We start from the raw sequence: 18032 nt of genomic DNA, 5'->3' as shown, positions 1-18032 counted from the left end.
ACTTGGTGGGATTGTGGATTATAATTTCACCTGTTACTAGGATGGCTGAATTTAAGCTTGGAGCACCCATGACCAGCGATAAAACATTTAAGAATAACCCAACCTCCAGCGGTGTTTTCTACCGCTTGATGGATTTGTTTTCGATCACTGCCGGGCTCTTTATAGCCGCTGCTATACGTGGCGTAGAGCTGGATCAGCATTACCTAGTAGCATTTCTTATCTTGATGATCTGCTACCTCTACACTGCGGAAGTTTTTAACGTCTATCGCAGTTGGCGAGCGGGTAAGTTTCAGCATATGGTGAGCTGGTCTTGGCTCTCTTTAGTTATTGCAACTGGTGCATTATTCATCTTCGCTTTTGGTTTTAAGTTTAGTGAAAATTTGTCACGTTTAACTTTGTTTATTTGGTTTCTTAGTTCATTTATATTTCTGTTTAGTTGGCGGTTGTTTATTCGTTTATATAAAGTGAATAAAAGAAAGCTTGGTTTTAGCTTAAAACGAGTCGCTATTATTGGCGCGACCGAGTCAGGGGCCAATTTATTTAGGGAAATAAGTCAGCATGATGAGTTGGGCTTTGATTTTGTGGGCTTTTTTGAAGACCGCCAACCAGATAGAGTATTCGAGCAGTTGCATTTCCATGTTCAAGGAGCAATTTGTGAGGCCGTCAACGCTGCTCGTCGCGGTGAAGTCGATGTGCTGTTCATTGCTCTGCCGATGAAAGCCGACAAGCGTATTGCCGATATCTTGCGTCAACTTGGGGATACCACTGTTGACGTACACTTTGTCCCTGACTTTTTACTCTCGAACTTGATTCATGCGCGCATCGACCACGTCGGTGGGTTTGATACCCTAAGCGTGTTTGAGTCGCCTTATTTAGGTGCGCGAGAATTTATCAAACGCTCTGAAGATATCGTCGTCGCGGCGTTAATCCTATTGCTCATCTCACCACTGCTTATCGCTATAGCAATTGCAATTAAATTAACCTCTGCGGGACCAGTGTTGTTTGTACAAGACCGGTATGGCCTCGGCGGCGAGCGTATTCGGGTTTGGAAGTTCCGTTCAATGAAAGTAATGGAAAACGATGCTGTGGTGCGTCAAGCGACGAAAAACGACGCACGCATTACCCCCATCGGTGGGTTTTTGAGGCGCACCAGTTTGGACGAATTACCGCAGTTTTTTAATGTTTTATTCGGCGATATGTCCATTGTCGGCCCTCGTCCGCATGCTGTGGCACATAACGAGGAATATCGTAAGAAAGTCGAGTTTTATATGATCCGTCACAAGGTTAAGCCTGGGATCACAGGTTGGGCACAAATTAATGGCTGGCGCGGTGAGACAGACACCTTAGAGAAAATGGAAAAGCGGGTGGAGTTCGATCTCCAATACATTAAAAGTTGGTCTTTGTGGTTTGATATAAAAATTATATTTATGACTATTTTCAAAGGCTTCGTTGGGAAAAATGCGTATTAATATCAGGGAGTGGAGAATGAGAAAGTCGATGCTGGCAGCAGCGTTATTGAGTGCGACAACAGCCCATGCAGCGATGCCAAAGCCAGGCAGCTATATCACCCAAAATGGCCTTGAATTAACGCCCAAGCTCAGTGTAGGCGCGATGTACGATGATAATATTTTCAGTACGGCCAACAATGAACAAAGCAGTATGATTTACACTGCCACGCCAGAGTTAGAGATGGCGTATGATGACGGCATTAACCGTCATCAGCTTACCACACGGTTGAGCTCAGCGGCCTATATTCAAAGTAGTGCAGACAATTATACCGATGGCCATATTGGTTACTTGTCTCACTTTGAACCGTCACGACGTCATCGCTTCAATGTGCGTGTTGACGCCGATTGGAATGTTGAGCGCCGTGGTGAAGGCCTGTCTGAAGGACAACCTAATGCCTTTGCTGAGCCGCTCACTTACGAGCAGCAGGATTACCACGCCGACTATGAGTTTGGCGCACAAACAGCGATGTACCGTGTTAAGTTTGATGCGGGTTATTACAACAAAAACTACACGCGTTTTGAGACCATTACGCAGTATCGTGATTACGACAAAGCAAACTTCGGCGCCACACTTTACTTTAATTCACAATCACGCTCAGACGTGTTCGTCTCCGTACATCAAAACAACTATCGCTACGATGTTGTTGACATCAATGGTGTCACTCGCGATTCCGATGATTATCAGGCTTATGCTGGGTACAGCTGGGAAGCAACGGCGCTAACAGAAGGTGAGATCAAAGTCGGTTATCAAAAAAAGGACTTTGCTAATGCTGCCCGTGAGAACTTTTCTGGGGTCAGTTGGCAGGCCAAGATTAAGTGGCAGCCGCTGACTTATAGCCACTTTCGCTTTACCACTTCACGCAGTGCTCGCGACCCTTTAGTTGAAGGCGATTATGTTCGCGAGACGTTCTACGAGGCGCAGTGGGTGCACCAATGGCGTGAAAACCTGCAAACTAAGGTGGCGTATTCGTACACCGATGATGAGTTTGTCGGTGTAAACCGTCAAGACTCGCTACGTGGGCTCACTTTGGCGATGGATTACGCGTTGAGCCCAAGCGTGGTGCTATCAAGTTATTACGAACTGCGCAATGACAACTCTACTCGCGACGATTTAGCCTTTGACCGCAATCGCATTGGTTTGACTGTACAGTTTGCGTTGATGGGGAGTCGTTAATGCGGTGGCTAGCTGCAGTGCTGCTGGCACTATGTAGTCAATGGGCGGTTGCCAACAGCGATTATAAGCTCGGGCCGGGCGATCAAGTGCAAATTAGAGTGTTTGGTCAGCCGGACCTTAATATAGATGCTTTATTGGGCAAAAGTGGCGTAGTCAGCTACCCCTTTTTGGGTGAGCTTACCTTGACAGGACTCACAGTAAAAGAAGTGGAGCAGCTGATCTACAGTGGCTTGAAAGGCGACTACCTCGTTGAGCCCAATGTCTACGCCCAAGTGGTCAGCTACCGACCTTTCTATATTCATGGCGAAGTTGAAGAGCCTGGTGCCTACCCCTATCAACCAGGACTGACGGTGGATCAAGCTATCGCCTTGGCCGGTGGCCTCACTGAGCGAGCCTCCACAGACAAAATCTTTTTGCTCAGTGAACAGCAGCAACAGGCAAAGCGCAGTAAAGCGTCTTTGCAATCTCAGGTCGCCGCCGGTGACACCATAAAAATAGAGCAACGGTTCTTCTAATTTCAGGGTAGAGAATGAAAACAGCAACACGCAATACAGGCGCCGCTGAGGTTGTGACTCTGGGCTATTACTTAAAAGTCATTAACAAGTTTAAGTGGCGCATTGCGCTCTTGGCGATTTTAGTTACCACCCTAGCTATGGTGTGGGCGCTGCAATTGACTCCTTCATACCGTGCTAGCGCCACCTTACTGATTGAGGCGCAGCAGCGTAAAGCGGTCAGTTTTGAAGAGGTCTATGGTTTAGATGCCTCAAAAAAAGAGTACTATCAAACCCAATATGAGATTCTGCGCTCCAGAGCCATTGCCAGAGATGTGATAGAGCAATTGAACCTGCTTGAGCATCGAGATTTTCAACCCAAGCCTAGTATGCTCAGTTGGGTTATGTACGATATTAAGCAATGGGTGAAGCAATATATTCCACAAAAGCCACAGACACTGCCAAGCACCGCCGATGCGCAGCAAGCTTACGAAAAACGAATGCAGAAAATTATCACCGCGTTTTCGCGGCGGCTGAGTATTCATCCGATCCGTAAAACCCAGTTGGTGGTTATCGCCTATGAGTCGAGCGATCCGGCGCTGGCTGCTGATGTCGCCAATGCCGTTGGTGAAGCGTACATTACTCATGCGATGCAAGCGAAAATGGGCATTGCTAAACAGGCTTCGGGGTGGTTAAACGACCGCCTAAGTATCCTGCGAGAGCGCTTGGATAAGTCCGAACAGAAGCTGCAAAGCTACCGAGAGCGTGAGGATTTAGTAGATATTGAGGGCGTTGTAGGGTTAGTGCGTCGTGAATTAGAGCAAACCGCGCAACAATTGGTGGAAGCGAAGCGTAACCAAAGCGAGCTCAACGCGATTATGCGCGTGGTGGATGAGTATGGCCGTGATGACATTGCCAGGTTGGAATCGATCAACGAAATCACCACTCACAAAGTGATTCAAGACGTGAAGCGCGAGGTTGTGACCGCGCAGCGCAAAGTGAGTGAATTACGACAAGTATATGGCCCTAAACACCCTAAAATGATTGCCGCGCGAGCGGAGCTTGCTACTGTGCAGGAAAACTTATCGGCACAAATTCGCTCTTTGGTGATGGGCTTAGAAAAAGAGATGCGCACCGCCAATAGTACGGTGTCAGCGTTGCAGCAAGATGTGGAGCAATTGCGTCAGCGTTTTCAAATGCTAACGCGTAAAGAAACTGAGTATCATCAGCTCAAACGTGAAGTGGAAACCAACCGCAATATCTATGATACCTTTTTATCGCGCTCAAAAGAGACCGAAGTCACCAGTGATTTCAATTCGCCAATCGCTCGGTTTACCGATTATGCCTACCAGCCGACGAACCCAGCGAAGCCAAACCGTAAGTTAATCGTCGTATTGGCGTTCGTTGCGACCTTAGGTTTCGGTATCGTGCTGGCGTTTCTAACCGACGCGCTAAACGACACGCTGAACAACGCTGAAGAAGTAGAAAATAAGCTCGGTCAGCGACTGCTAGGGGTGTTGCCGAGTTTACCGTCATCAAAACGTAAGCCGCTGCCAACGCACACCTTCTTTGATAAAGGTAAGTTGGCTTTTGCGGAGGCGGTGCGCACCTTTAGAACGTCGCTGGTACTCAGTCAGATGGACCGTGACAATCAAGTGATTGAAGTGACTTCATCGGTGCCGGGTGAAGGGAAATCAACCACGTCCATCAACCTCGCTTTCTCGCTAGGGCAAATGGAAAAAGTGTTATTAATTGATGCTGATATGCGTCGTCCTTCGCTGGCTGGGCGCTTCTCTCTTCCGGCTTACCAGCCAGGTCTGGCGAATGTCCTTGCGAACACTCAGCAGCTTGAGGAGTGTATTCACGTTGATGAACATTCGAATATTCACGTGTTGTGTGCTGGGCAAATCCCATCTAATCCGTTAGAGCTACTCAGTAGCGAAAACTTTAAGGCCTTGTTGGCACACTTGCGCCAGCAATACGATTATATCGTGCTTGATACGGCACCTTTAGAGGCGGTGAGTGACGCGCTTGTTGTTTCCCAGCACAGCGATTCAGTGATCTATGTCGTTAAATCAGGGTCGACACGTCAGGGATTAGTGAAGGCCGGGCTACACCGCTTAATTGATGCTAAAGCAAACGTTTGTGGGGTGCTGCTGAACCAAGTTAATGGCAAACAAAAGCAGGGTCATAATGCCCATTATGGCTACTACGATAGCCATGGGTATACCCAAGCAAATGCACCAACTTAAGGCTTGCTATGATTGATATTCACAACCATGTGTTGGCCGGGATAGATGATGGACCGCAGCAGTGGCAACACAGTATCGCCATGCTCGAACAAGCTAAGGCGCAAGGGATCTCCCATGTGGTTGCCACACCGCATCTGCACTTTGGTCGCTTTGACAACACCCAACCCGTAGTCGCGCAAAGTTTTGCGCGGTTGCAGCAAGCTATACGTGAGCAACAGCTCGATATTCACGTTGCTTTTGCCAGTGAAGTGCGCATTGACTCGCAAATTATGGCAGCCCTCTCCAGGGACCTCATTGCGCTATTTCATGGTCAAGGCCCAGAGCGGGCAATACTCTTAGAGTTGCCGCACTCGCATGTACCTCTCGGTGCCGACAAGCTGATCACTTGGTTAAATCGCCAAGGCTTAACAGTGGTGCTGCCGCACCCTGAGCGCAATAGAGAAATTAAGGCGAAGCCACATTTGCTGGCACGATTTAAGCGCTTGGGGTGCTTAATTCAAGTGACGGCAGGGAGTTTGCTAGGGGATTTTGGTGATGACAGTGAAAAACTCGCAGTACAGTGGCTAGAGCAGGGTGACGTTGACCTGATAGCCAGTGATGCCCACAGTTGCGAACGTCGACCTTTTCGCCTAGCGCAGGCCCGTGAGCGCTCTGAGCAACTGGTCGGCAAGGAGCTGGCCCAACGCTACACCAAGGAGAACCCATGGCGTCTATGCCAAGGTCTATTTTAGCTCGGTTAACTCCTCGGCACTTGGCAGCCGCCGTGCTTATGCTGATCAGTATTGGCTTGGCAGCGGGCTCCATTGCTGCCTTGCAGGGCAATCTAGCCTATTTACAAGGTAAAACATTGCTGTCGCACTTGCAGCTGCAACAAGATGAGTTGGGGCCAGCCGTCGGCTCGACCCATTACATGCGCGCCCACATGCGTCTGCAGCGCGCTGCTGAGCTCGTTCCTAACCATGCACAATACCACACGATTCAGGCGCAGCTATCATTGTATGGCTTTGCGCATGGCTATGCCGATAGCGTTGAACTGCGAACAGCCAAAGAACAATTGTTGCACTCACTGAGCTTGCGACCGAGCTGGCCGTATACTTGGCTGGAGTTGGCAAAAGTAAGCTATTCTCTGGATGGAATCAACGATTCGGTGTGGCAGTATTTAAAACAGGCGCAACAATATGGGCCCTTTATAAAAGAGGTTAATATCACCAGTGTTGAGTTTTACCTTTTATATTACGCTGAACTCAATGCTGAGCAGCGCCAAGCACTGCGTATTCAACTGCAACGAGCATTAGTGCAACGAGATGGCGCCTGGCTTTTGTGGGAACGAGCCCAACTGCGAATGCGCAAAACCTTGTTATGTCATGAAGTGGCGAAACTGCAACAGCAGCATCAGGTCATGAATAACCTTTGTAAGCGTGCGCAAGCCAATTTTGCCAGTGTTGCTGATAACCCAGCATAAGCTGGTGTTGGCGACTCTCGAAGTGTTGAGCCTGGTCTTTTTCACTGCAAAAAGGGCCAGCATGGCACAGTGGGCAATAGTTGGTATCATCTAAATAACGCGGACGGTGATAGGGAAAGTCAACGTTTTTGGGGTTCAGCGCGTAGCTGTAGGTGACTCCTTTGGTGTCTTTGACATGTTTATTGCGGTCCACGTTACGGATACGGTAACCGGGGAAATCATCAATATTAAAGGGCTGCTCACCGACATACTGTATATCAAGACCAGTACACAGAGCGTGGTCAAGACCCCAATGACTGTAAGGTTTGACGTCTTTTGAGGTGATATAGCAAAGCCCGGCACCGTGTTTAGCTAGGCCATAGGCGCTACCATAGCGTAAAAATTGGTGTAACAGGGCGCGATTCAAGGTATTGAGGCCACCTTGTTGCTGCGCTGCAGCAAAGGCGCTTTTAGAGCCTAGTTGGCTGAGCAATGGAAACTGAAAAATGATGACATCAAAGCCCGTGCTAAGGCGTTGCCAGCAGGTCTGGTTGGTCACATCAAAGCTGAAATACAGCGGTACCTGGGCTTGGCGTAACTCATCAATGCCGTGACTGGAATACTTCTCTCGCAGTACCGCTTCTGAGTCATACACCGAGCCGACGATATGGGCGTCTGCAAAGCGTCGTTTAAGCGCCCGGGTAAAGGTTAAATCGCCGTCGCCGACCGTTAAAATACGCCACTGAGCACTTAAGTACATCGTTACTCGTGACTCTGCGGGGCATTGGAGCGGGGTTGCAACAAATAGAGCCGAGCTTTCAGTGATTCAATAGCCACCTGGCGGATAATTAAACGCAGGGCCACAAAAGCGGCAATGGCAAAGTGGATAGGGCCGTGGGTAAGGCCAAGCTCAGGCTGATAAATTAATGCCCCGAATAAAATAAACAAACACACCAACCACGCATCTATAAATTGGTTAGCATAAAAGTGCAGGGTGCCTTCGTGCTTATGGTCTTTTTTAATGCGTACCGAGCAAAAAAACGGCACCACCTTTACCTTGAATGCGGCGTTTTTTTCGCTGAACTGTTCGCCCAACTGCTCAAGGGCACTGCGTAAATCGTCAATCATGGCCATCTCACCGAAAAATCAGAGCGCGCAGTGTACTGTATTGCTGTGAAGCTGTCTAAGGTCTGTCGAGCATGGCGGCAATCATCAGCAAGTGACACACAAATACCACTGAGGTAAGCACAAAGCGCATCTTGCGATAGTCCTTGTGGTGCTCTGCCCATTGTGGCTGTTTTACTTCAATGGCCAGCACCAGCCAAAAGCTGGCACTTAACCACGCCAATGTAAACAGCTCATTGCCCAGCGCCAACAGCGGCAGCGGGATGGTGGGAATAACGGCAGCAATAGCGCGCCCATAGCTTTGCTCACCGGGGCGCCATAACTGACCGGCAAGGAAGCTCATAATCGCGATGCCATAATAAATGAACATGGTGCCAGCGTACTCAGTGCGACCACTGAGCATGCTCCATCCAACCAAGGCTAAAAACGGCAGTAATCCTAAGTAACCTAGTTGGATATGATTGATATAACGGGCAATAGACAAAGTAGACCTCAGCGCGGATGCTTTTCCTAATTGTACGTGGCGCAGGTTAAAGAGTTCAATGAGTTCAGGCGAAAAAGCCATTAACGGTCTGAGAAATCGCAGTAAGTTTAAGTGTTAATCATATTTATCGATGGTTGTAATCGAATCAATCTGTTTTATTTGTTAAAGCACAACCTCTATCTTATTCATCAACGAAGCGGCACACGCCGCTAATTATTTAAAACTGATGACAGACAACATGAGGTAATTTATGAGCAACTCATTGATCAACACCAAAATCCAACCTTTTAACGCCACGGCTTATCACCAAGGTGACTTCGTTGAGCTAAGCGAGCAAGACCTATTAGGTAAATGGTCAATCGTGTTTTTCTATCCAGCGGACTTTACTTTCGTATGTCCTACGGAGCTAGGTGACTTGGCTGACTACTACGCTCAATTGCAAGAAATGGGTGTTGAAGTTTATTCAGTGTCTACGGACACTCACTTCACCCACAAAGCGTGGCACGATTCTTCTGAAACCATTAATAAAATTGAGTTCCCAATGATTGGCGACCCAACTGGCAAAATCACTCGCAACTTCGGTGTGATGATTGAAGAAGATGGCCTAGCGCTACGCGGTACTTTCGTTATCAACCCAGAAGGCGAAATTAAAGTGGTTGAAACGCACGACCTAGGCATAGGCCGCAGCGCTAAAGAGTTAGTACGTAAAGTACAAGCGGCACAGTACATCGCTACTCACGACGGTGAAGTATGCCCAGCCTCTTGGCAGCCAGGTGAAGAAACGCTTGCACCTTCGCTCGACCTTGTCGGCAAAATCTAATAACGCCTAAATCGCAACACTCGGGCGGTGGCAACACCGCCTTATTTTTCTAACGCTTGAAGAGGCTAACCATGTTAGACAGTACCATTAAGAATCAATTATCAAGCCATTTTAGCGCATTGACGGGCAATATAGAGCTGGTTCTAGCCCTCGATGAAAGCAATAAAAGTAAAGAATTAGACACCTTGGCCAACGATTTGGCCGAGTTGAGCCCGCGCATTAGTATACGACAAGACCACCAAGCAGCGCGACGCCCTGCGATGCAAGTACTTGGCGAGCAAGGCACCTCGATTACATTCGCTGGGGTCCCGATGGGTCATGAGTTTACTTCATTAGTGCTCGCTGTACTACACAGCGGCGGTGTGGCAACTAAGGCCGATGAGGCGCAACGCACGCAAATCCAGGCCTTAGATAAAACCCTTAATTTTGAAATTTACATCTCGCTGAGCTGCCAAACCTGCCCAGCCGTCGTGCAAGCGCTCAATACCATGGCGGCTTTGAACCCTCAGGTGAATGTGACCATGATAGACGGTGCCTTGTTCCAAGAGGAAGTCGAGCAGCGCAACATCATGGCGGTGCCTACGGTGTACTTGAATGGCGAGCTATTTAGCCAAGGCGCTATCAGCCTCAATGATATTCTTAACAAAGTCGATGAGGGAGCTGCGGCGCGCCAAGCCGAACTATTGAATGAAAAAGACCCCTATGACGTATTGGTAGTCGGCGGTGGTCCTGCGGGTGCATCGGCAGCTATCTATGCGGCGCGAAAAGGGCTGCGCACCGGTATTGTCGCTGAGCGCTTTGGTGGCCAAGTAGCCGATACCATGGCCATTGAAAACTTTATCTCGGTCAAAGCCACAGAGGGCCCGAAACTGGTAGCTCAGCTAGAAGAGCATGTGAAAGAATATAATGTCGATGTCATCGATAATCAGCGCGCCGCGCGTTTAGACAGCGATAACCGCGCCATCACCTTGGATAATGGTGCCACACTGCAGAGCAAATCTCTGATCCTCGCCACGGGGGCACGCTGGCGGGAAATGAATGTGCCAGGTGAGCGTGAATACCGAGGCCACGGGGTTGCTTATTGCCCGCACTGTGATGGTCCGCTCTTTAAAGGTAAGTCGGTAGCGGTGATTGGTGGCGGTAATTCAGGCATTGAAGCAGCGATCGATTTAGCTAACATTGTTGAACATGTGACGGTGCTGGAATTTGCCGATACCTTACGTGCTGACGACGTACTGGTTAAAAAGGCGCAAAGCCTTACTAATGTCACTATCATTACCAATGCGGCGACCACCGAAATTGTTGGCGATGGCAATAAGGTGACCGGTCTTAATTACACCGACCGCGAAACACAACAATCGCAGCATGTAGCCTTAGCCGGCGTATTCGTACAAATCGGCTTAGTGCCTAATACCGAGTGGCTGAAAGACAGTGGTCTGGATTTAAGCTCTTTTGGTGAAATAACGATTGATGATAAAGGCGCGACTAACCTGCCTGGGGTCTTTGCCGCTGGGGACGCCACTACCACGCCTTTTAAGCAAATCATTATTGCCATGGGCGCAGGAGCCAGTGCCAGTCTTGGCGCCTTTGATTACTTAATTCGTCACAGCGACGACCAAGCGCAAAGTGATGCCGCTTAAAGTAGATACTGCACACACCCTGAAATCTCCAGATGTGTAGTCCCCAAGCCGCTCAATGAGCGGCTTTTTTCCTGTGCTGTGAAAATTGAAAGCAGCTGCCAATGTAAGCGGTAAAGCTGATTGTGCATGTCCCCCTACCGATTAAGTGGTTTTATTTGAATGCCGCCCACTTATACTTATGCCGCGCTACCGGTGTTGTTAGCTGTCATTTTTCAGTCTATTTTTCATTGCTTTACCTTCATTAGCGAATTTCAATTTTACAAGGTATGCTAGCGTGTAAAGCAGGGACAATACCTGTTAGTCAGACCGTCGGCGGAGGATTAATGCCACATTTTGTAATGGATTGCTCACAGGACATCTTCGTCTCCCATGATGAAGCCTTTATTATTGAACAACTTTTTTTGCAAGCTTGTGCTACCAATTTGTTTGATGAACGTGATATCAAAGTCAGAATAAACTCTTTCGAAAAATACTCTGTAGGTAATAAGCGAGAGCCCTTCATTCATGTTTTCGCCTCCATCATGCAAGGCAGGACGACTGAGCAAAAGGCGATGCTATCGCAGCAAATGGTATCAAAGCTGGTAACGTTATTTCCGAATGTTCCGAATATCGCCATGAACATCAGTGACTTTGAAATGGCCACTTACTGTAATCGTACAATGGTGTAACTCGTCACATTACCCAAAACTTAGGGTGGCATTCAGTGCTCGCTTTGGATAAATTTGCGAATGAGTCGCTTGAATTCAATCGCATTACTGGCTTCGAGGAACGCGGCTGGGTCTTTATAAACATGTTATATGAATTAACCGAAAACGGAGTTTTCAATGAAAAAATACCTATTCTTTGCAGTATCAATTTTGGTTTCAGCATCGCTATCCGCCAAAGAGACAAAAATTGATCTAAATGAACTTGCTCAAAAGTATTTCGATACCATGGTTGCCACGCAAAGCCCAGGAGCAACAAAGAAAGAGCTGGAGACCCATCTTAATTTACTTACAGAGGATGTTGGGCATTCGCACTTACCTTGGGTGACAGATGATTCGCGCTTACCAAATGGCAAAGAGGCAATGAGAAAAGGGATGACTTTTTATCTTGGCGCCCACAGCGAATACAATGCAGAGCTATTGGATGTATTTACATTTAACCACTCAGCAGTTGCTATAAGATATAAAAACTACGCTAAGGGCACCCACCCTGAAAATAATCAACCGATAGAATATAGCCAAGTCATGATGGAAGTATTGGAAATTGAAGACGGCAAAATTGCGGTAATAAGAAAATACCATGAGTAACTTTGCCCATTGAGTAGGGTGTGAGGCCTTAAGGAGAGAAAATGAAGTACCTGTATATATGGCTACTTATCCCTATTTTTTGTATCCCCCTGGTGCAAGCAAAGATTATCTATGATGAAGCTAGGGATAGAGGCATTCCTGTTAAAATATCTTATCCAATTAATGAGCAGGACTGCACCATCGAGAGCAAGTGTGCTGTCGCATTTCTCAGCGCGGGGTACGGTGTTGCTCACACCCAGTATTCTTTTTTAGAGGAGCAGCTTCGTGAGTTGGGCTATATGGTGGTTTCTGTCGCTCACGAGCTCCCTCAAGATCCGCCACTGTCGGTAACGGGGAATCTATACGAGACTCGACGCGAGAATTGGGTCAGGGGTGCCAAGACATTGGCGTTTCTTAAGAGTCAGCTTCAGTCTCGCTATTCGAACTATGCGTTTAATGAGCTGCTTTTAATTGGGCATTCCAATGGTGGCGATATTTCTTCGTGGCTAGGAAATGAAAAGGAGCCTTATATTAAATCAATAATTACATTGGATCACCGCCGTGTTCCTTTACCTAGAAATACCGATATCAACATATTCTCAATTCGGACAAGCGACTTTGCTGCCGATGAAGGAGTGTTACCTGCAAACACAGTGCAAAGCGATATCTGCGTAGTGCAAATACCTGACGCTCGCCATAATGATCTTTCGGATCACGGCCCAAGATGGTTGCAAGATAAAATTAAGCAACTAGTACATGGCTATTTAGTGGGCCAGTCCTGTGCGATGCTCAACAAAGCTTAACATCTGGCCCAAGGCTGGCAGCCAAGTTTGGTTGATTTGCACTTTTTGTCGCCTCTATCCCTGCGCGCCATGGCGACCGTAATGAAATAAGTGAATAACTGAGTATTGCAAAAGATAGTGAGTTCCTAAGGTGATTATGCGCATGTTCAATACACTTTTTAGATGGCAAAAAGGCCGCCAGAAAAGCGGTTATGAGAAAATGTTGCTGGCAAGGGCATGGTGGCCGCTAAAATTCGATGTCTACTTGCTCAAGTTCCCACAAGGCTGTGAGGTGCCCACGCACACTGACAAAGTAACCGCAGGCAGGCATTATCGGCTTAATATTATCCTCAAACAAGCACGCTGTGGCGGTCAGTTTGTTTGTAAATCGCCTATTTACAGCTCTAAACGAATCAAGTTATTTCGCCCCGATATCAGTGAGCATGCAGTTACTAAGGTCACCTCAGGCAGTCGTTACTTGTTAAGTAATGGTTGGGTTCGTGGCCATTAAAAGACCAACTGTAGTCCATCGTATTGATCACATATGGGTTAGCGCGAATAGCTAATCACACTCGTTTTTTACATATTATCTCGGGGTGAGAACGGTAATTTTTTAAACTGGATTGGCGCATTTGCTTATCTTCGAAAATAATTAAGTAGCAACTGCTGTTGCATGAAGTGCATGGATAGGCACAAAAATCTTAGTTTAAATTACGAGGGTGTCCCATGCTCAATACCATGTCTGTAAAGATGCGACTGATTATTTTGTCCATAATTCCAATTGTATTACTTATTATTTCAGCGACGCTGAGTATGTCTCAACTTAATACCATTGGCGAGGGCGTTGACAGTATTTATAAAGATAGGGTGGTGCCATTAAAGCAAATTAAAGTGGTGTCAGATAATTACGCGGTCAACATTGTCGATTTATTGCATAAGTATCGCGCTGGCGTTATCGACAAATCGCAAGTTATATCTTTGATTGAACAGGCGAAAGCCACCGCGCAGCAGCACTGGCAGGACTATTTACAAACTAAACTCACAACTGAAGAGCAGCGCTTAACCGAAGACGTGGATGAGTACCTCGCACCGGTGGCTGAGAAAACTGATGCGTACATGCGGGCCATAGAAAATGGCACCTTTAAAGCGATGGACCAATCGCAGTTTGTAGCCGACCTTTACAGTGTTTTTGACCCACTCAGTGGCAGCTACGCGGCACTTATCGATTTGCAGCTATCAGAAGCGCAGCGGTTTCGCGACAGTGCCGATGAGCAAGTTTCCCACGTCACCACCTTGTTGTTAGTTTTTATCATCTTGACCATTGCCTTCATGTCTTTATTGGCTTGGTTTATCTACCGCTCTATTCATGGGCCTTTGAGCCACTTGCAGGGCACCATTCAAACCATTGCCGAACAAGCCGATTTGACCCTGCGTGCCAAAGTCACCGGGAAAGACGAAATAGCCACTACAGCTGAGCACTTCAATCATATGCTTAGCCGAATCCACACTTTGGTTACTGACGTCACGGGTGCGACACTGACGTTGTCATCGGCGTCAGAGCAAATGCAAGCGATCAGTGCCCAGGTGGCCTCGACTGCAACCCAGCAAGAGCAACAAAGTGCGATGATAGCCACCGCCATTACACAAATGAGTGCAGCGATTCAAGAAGTGGCTCAAAACGCGCAAAATACCTCGCAACATGCTGCATCTGCGGATGGCTTGGCAGAGCAGGGCAGTCAAACCATCGATGATAATCTTGAGGCTATTCGCACCTTATCTCGTATTGTTGCGCAAAACGCCCAATTGATTGGTGAGCTGAATGCCCAGTCAAATGAGATCAACCAAGTGGTGCTCATGATTCAAGGGGTGGCTGAGCAGACCAACTTGCTAGCGCTGAATGCTGCCATTGAAGCTGCCCGCGCCGGAGATTCAGGGCGTGGCTTTGCGGTGGTTGCTGATGAAGTGCGTACACTGGCACACAATACTCAACAGGCCACAGAAAACATCAATACCATGATCGCCAAGCTGCAGGATATGGCTGGCCAGGCGGTGGCAGCGATGCAGAGTGCCGATGACAGCGCCAAAGAAAGTGAGCATCACAGCCAAGAATCGGCAACCGCCATTAACCGTATTCGTGAAGCGGTCGCTGACATTGCCGATATGAATTTACAAGTATCTACAGCCACCGAAGAGCAGACGACAGTGGCTGCGGAGATAAGCCAAAATATTAATGAATTTAACGACAGCATTACCAGCGTATCGCAAAGCTCACAGCAAAACGCCGATGCCAGTAAAGAATTGGCGCAGCTCGCTGATAGCCTGCAACAGCAAGTGAAAGCTTTTGTGGTCTAAATACGCTCTCGCTAAGTGATGCTTAGCCGCTGCAAATAGTTTAGCCCTTGCTGACAGCCTAGAGTGTAGCCGTGGCGTAATTTGGCCGCATTGCGTGTGGTTCTGCCCACAGCAAACTCTGGTTCGGGGGCAATGACCTCGATATGACAATCCGGCGGCGGTGAATGAATAAATTCTAAGCTTTGGTTATATCCCTCTGCTCGGCGGCTCGAGGCACTGATCAGTGCCGGGGTGTCGCGCAGTAGGCGTCGTGTTACCCAGTGTGAGCGACTCGGTTTTTTGCGATAGCCCAACGGCTGGGACAAAATCACGGTGATGCGTTTCGCTCCTTGTAAGTAAGCCTGTTGCACGGGGATGGAGTCGCTCAGACCCCCATCGGTATATTGCTTATCGCCAATTTGCGGGTAATCGCGATAGGCCAAAGGCAGCGCACAAGAGGCTTTTAAAATCGCTTCTAAATTATCGGCGTTGGCTTTTAAATACTCGGCTTGACCATTGGCGATGTTGGTGGCCACCACATAAAATGGTGCGACTTGCTTCGCAAATGTCGCTAAATCTAAGCGGATATCAGCAATGGTCTGTTGCCATAGCCAATCCAAATCAAACAGGTGCCCGCCGCGTGCAAAACGTAGGTAATTAATAAATTCGGGCCGGCACGAGTAATCCGTGATCACCTTATAGTTGCGCTGGTGTTGTTGGCACAAATAAGCGGCGATATTGGTTGCGCCAGCGGACACACCAAAATACATATCAAAGGGCTGGTAGCGTTGTTGCAGCCACGTATCGAGTACGCCGGTGGCAAAAATACCACGCATCGCGCCCCCTTCAACAACAAGGGCATGGCTTAGAGATGAATTGGAGATAGGTAAAACCCTGCATACGCTTTTATTTATTACCTCAGCAACTTAGCATGAATTTTATTTGCGCAGCAATGGGCAATAAGGACAAAAGGCGGTGTATAGGGCACCGCCATAAAAGTGATCAACGATTGGTAACCGCATCCTTACCATCAACATAATGTTTAACGTCGCTGGCTTTACCCGCTTGTTCACGCAACAAATAGAAGCAGCCGCGAGAACCTGGATTGTCGGAGTAGCCTTGAATGCCAACAACGGCATCTTTAGTCACATTACCCACGTACTGCAAAGTCGGGTAGCTATCGAAAGAGATGATCACCAATCCCTCTTCTTGCCACCAGTTACCGCCTCCGTATGGGTAGCTCCATGTGCCATCGGCATTAATTGTAAATAACGCAGCGGTAATCGGCGTTGAGCCCGCAGTATTACAATTCCAATTGACATGGTTGCGCCAAGTGCCGACTACCGAGGTCGAAGACGCAGCTAATACAGAGGAGGTTGAAGCAAGAGATAGGCCGATAACACAGGCCACAGTAGAGAGTGATTTCACTAGTTTCATAATTATATTTCCTTATATAAATGTGTTTTTGCGTTTTGGTTACACACAAGAGCAATCCTTCAGTCCTGTTGTGTCACCACGCGACTTTGAGATTAGCTAAAAAAAGCATAGTTTCAATGCTAATTTAACAAAAAAGTTACATATGGATGATTTTTAGGGAAATTTAGTTATCGATATGACCGGCAAGTTAGAGCGGTGATTGGTTCCAAAGCGGGCAGTGGCGCCTATCACTCTTTTATGAGCAGTTCTTGTGCATTCACAATGGGTGGTGATGAAAACGGGTGTAATATAGTCGCAAAACAAGTACAATTGCGACTATATATCATTCCCGAGTATCATCCGGCGCGCATGACCGACATCACCACACACCAGGCTTCTCGCAAACGCTTACTTATTGCGCTCGCTATAACCTGTAGCTTTATGGTCATCCAGCTAATAGGGGCTTATCACGCAAACTCTTTAGCGGTGTTCGCCGATGCCGGTCATTTATTTGTGCACAACAGCACGTTATTTATCGCTATTTTGGCGTCCTCTATCGCTATTCATTTGGCACGCAACTTTAATGAAGGCTATAAAAAAGCCGAATTAGTGGGCGGGCTTATTAATGGCAGTCTGTATTTGGGAATTAGCTTAACCATTTTGTTTCTTGGCTCTGAGCGGTATTTTGAAATGCATGAGGGGCATCACAAAGACGTTAACACCACCATTATGGCGTGGGTATCAAGTATCGGTTTTGTCTTTCACGGATGCGCCGCATGGGTGCTGTACAAGGGCCGCAAAGACAGCATTAATGTGTACGCGGTGTTTCTCCATACGTTCTTTGATTTGCTCTCCACCGTCAGTACCTTAGTGGCCGGTGTCACTATCGCGCTCACTGGGTGGCAGCAATTGGATGTGCTTTTTAGCATGGTGATAGCCGTCTTTGTGTTATTCACCGGTTTGCGCCTTATTGTGCAGTGTATAAAGCGGTTGCAGAATCAAGAAGGGCGTTTGCCCAGTGCACAAGCTATTGAAAAGGCGATGACTAAACTCGCTCACGTACACAGTGTGCACAATGTGACCGTATCTCGAATTGACAAGCAGCTCGCCGTTGGCGCGCATATCGTGTTGAAACATCAATGTACTGTCGCGGCTCATGATGCTGTCTGTCGAAACAATGCCGAACAGATGTTAAAACAACGCTTTAATGTTGAGCACAGCGTACTGCAAATAGAGGCTCATCCGCACTCCGAAGATGGACAAGCGCATCACTGTGTACAACACTAAGACTATGCAG

19 protein-coding genes are annotated in these 18032 nt (G+C 47.7%); 14 read left to right on the top strand and 5 right to left on the bottom strand.

Features of this window, described 5'->3' with window-relative positions; genetic code table 11:
* Positions 1-68 precede the first annotated feature (68 nt).
* Genes MHM89_RS06160 through MHM89_RS06135 form a run of 6 tightly spaced genes read left to right on the top strand, consistent with a single transcriptional unit; the run spans position 69 to position 6887 of the window.
* Positions 69-1469: an undecaprenyl-phosphate glucose phosphotransferase gene (locus tag MHM89_RS06160; RefSeq protein WP_239408367.1), complete on the top strand. Its 1401-nt coding sequence runs from the start codon at positions 69-71 to the stop codon at positions 1467-1469.
* A gap of 16 nt (positions 1470-1485) precedes the next feature.
* A complete protein-coding gene (locus MHM89_RS06155) occupies positions 1486-2682 on the top strand; it encodes an outer membrane beta-barrel protein (protein WP_239408366.1) in 1197 nt (398 codons plus the stop codon).
* Complete coding sequence (locus MHM89_RS06150) at positions 2682-3197, top strand: polysaccharide biosynthesis/export family protein (protein ID WP_022945851.1); 516 nt, start codon at positions 2682-2684, stop codon at positions 3195-3197. The genes MHM89_RS06155 and MHM89_RS06150 overlap by 1 nt, the downstream gene beginning before the upstream one ends.
* Positions 3198-3211: 14 nt before the next feature.
* Positions 3212-5425: a polysaccharide biosynthesis tyrosine autokinase gene (locus MHM89_RS06145; protein WP_239408365.1), complete on the top strand. Its 2214-nt coding sequence runs from the start codon at positions 3212-3214 to the stop codon at positions 5423-5425.
* 8 nt (positions 5426-5433) lie between these two features.
* Positions 5434-6156, top strand: a complete 723-nt coding sequence (locus tag MHM89_RS06140; RefSeq protein WP_239408364.1) for a CpsB/CapC family capsule biosynthesis tyrosine phosphatase — start codon at positions 5434-5436, stop codon at positions 6154-6156.
* Entirely contained in the window at positions 6129-6887 is a 759-nt protein-coding gene (locus tag MHM89_RS06135) for a hypothetical protein (RefSeq protein WP_239408363.1), read from the top strand. Before MHM89_RS06140 ends, MHM89_RS06135 begins: the two co-directional genes overlap by 28 nt.
* Here the strand turns inward: MHM89_RS06135 and MHM89_RS06130 are convergent.
* From MHM89_RS06130 to MHM89_RS06120, 3 genes are read right to left on the bottom strand one after another with little or no spacing between them, the layout of a single operon-like run.
* The gene (locus tag MHM89_RS06130; protein WP_239408362.1) at positions 6823-7626 is read right to left on the bottom strand and encodes a Rossmann-like fold-containing protein; all 804 of its coding nucleotides are present in this window, start codon (positions 7624-7626) and stop codon (positions 6823-6825) included. The two genes, MHM89_RS06135 and MHM89_RS06130, sit on opposite strands and share 65 nt — an antisense overlap.
* 2 nt (positions 7627-7628) lie before the next feature.
* Positions 7629-7994, bottom strand: a complete 366-nt coding sequence (locus MHM89_RS06125; RefSeq protein ID WP_026111246.1) for a hypothetical protein — start codon at positions 7992-7994, stop codon at positions 7629-7631.
* 55 nt (positions 7995-8049) lie between these two features.
* A complete protein-coding gene (locus MHM89_RS06120; protein WP_045979059.1) occupies positions 8050-8469 on the bottom strand; it encodes a DUF3429 domain-containing protein in 420 nt (139 codons plus the stop codon).
* 256 nt (positions 8470-8725) lie between these two features.
* On the opposite strand from MHM89_RS06120, the gene ahpC reads away from it, so the two are divergent.
* The 7 genes from ahpC (at position 8726) to MHM89_RS06085 (ending at position 15340) form a co-directional block, all read left to right on the top strand.
* Positions 8726-9295 carry an alkyl hydroperoxide reductase subunit C gene (gene ahpC / locus MHM89_RS06115; RefSeq protein ID WP_045978974.1) on the top strand — a complete coding sequence of 190 codons (570 nt, stop codon included), beginning with the start codon at positions 8726-8728 and terminating at the stop codon, positions 9293-9295.
* A 71-nt stretch (positions 9296-9366) separates the two neighbouring features.
* Positions 9367-10935, top strand: a complete 1569-nt coding sequence (gene ahpF, locus MHM89_RS06110; protein ID WP_130145788.1) for an alkyl hydroperoxide reductase subunit F — start codon at positions 9367-9369, stop codon at positions 10933-10935.
* A gap of 323 nt (positions 10936-11258) precedes the next feature.
* Positions 11259-11603, top strand: coding sequence for a 5-carboxymethyl-2-hydroxymuconate Delta-isomerase (locus MHM89_RS06105; RefSeq protein ID WP_130145786.1), 345 nt, complete (start codon positions 11259-11261; stop codon positions 11601-11603).
* Between the two features lie 156 nt (positions 11604-11759).
* Positions 11760-12227 carry a nuclear transport factor 2 family protein gene (locus MHM89_RS06100; protein ID WP_045978977.1) on the top strand — a complete coding sequence of 156 codons (468 nt, stop codon included), beginning with the start codon at positions 11760-11762 and terminating at the stop codon, positions 12225-12227.
* 41 nt (positions 12228-12268) lie between these two features.
* Positions 12269-13009, top strand: a complete 741-nt coding sequence (locus MHM89_RS06095; RefSeq protein ID WP_239408361.1) for an alpha/beta hydrolase — start codon at positions 12269-12271, stop codon at positions 13007-13009.
* A 136-nt stretch (positions 13010-13145) separates the two neighbouring features.
* The gene (locus MHM89_RS06090; RefSeq protein ID WP_239408360.1) at positions 13146-13499 is read left to right on the top strand and encodes a 2OG-Fe(II) oxygenase; all 354 of its coding nucleotides are present in this window, start codon (positions 13146-13148) and stop codon (positions 13497-13499) included.
* A 215-nt stretch (positions 13500-13714) separates the two neighbouring features.
* Complete coding sequence (locus MHM89_RS06085) at positions 13715-15340, top strand: methyl-accepting chemotaxis protein (protein WP_239408359.1); 1626 nt, start codon at positions 13715-13717, stop codon at positions 15338-15340.
* 11 nt (positions 15341-15351) lie between these two features.
* Here MHM89_RS06085 and MHM89_RS06080 read toward each other — a convergent pair whose 3' ends face one another.
* Together MHM89_RS06080 and MHM89_RS06075 are read right to left on the bottom strand one after the other, a co-directional pair.
* Positions 15352-16203 carry a patatin family protein gene (locus tag MHM89_RS06080; RefSeq protein WP_343224219.1) on the bottom strand — a complete coding sequence of 284 codons (852 nt, stop codon included), beginning with the start codon at positions 16201-16203 and terminating at the stop codon, positions 15352-15354.
* A 118-nt stretch (positions 16204-16321) separates the two neighbouring features.
* A complete protein-coding gene (locus MHM89_RS06075) occupies positions 16322-16756 on the bottom strand; it encodes a hypothetical protein (RefSeq protein WP_022944611.1) in 435 nt (144 codons plus the stop codon).
* A 348-nt stretch (positions 16757-17104) separates the two neighbouring features.
* On the opposite strand from MHM89_RS06075, the gene MHM89_RS06070 reads away from it, so the two are divergent.
* On the top strand, positions 17105-18022 hold the full coding sequence (locus tag MHM89_RS06070) for a cation diffusion facilitator family transporter (protein WP_045979060.1): 918 nt from the start codon (positions 17105-17107) through the stop codon (positions 18020-18022).
* Positions 18023-18032 lie beyond the last annotated feature (10 nt).

The organism is Pseudoalteromonas sp. CNC9-20, from assembly GCF_022347875.1.
Taxonomy (GTDB): Bacteria; Pseudomonadota; Gammaproteobacteria; order Enterobacterales; family Alteromonadaceae; genus Pseudoalteromonas; species Pseudoalteromonas ruthenica.
Note: the sequence above shows the minus strand (reverse complement) of the source record. Positions and strands in the feature narration are given on the sequence as shown.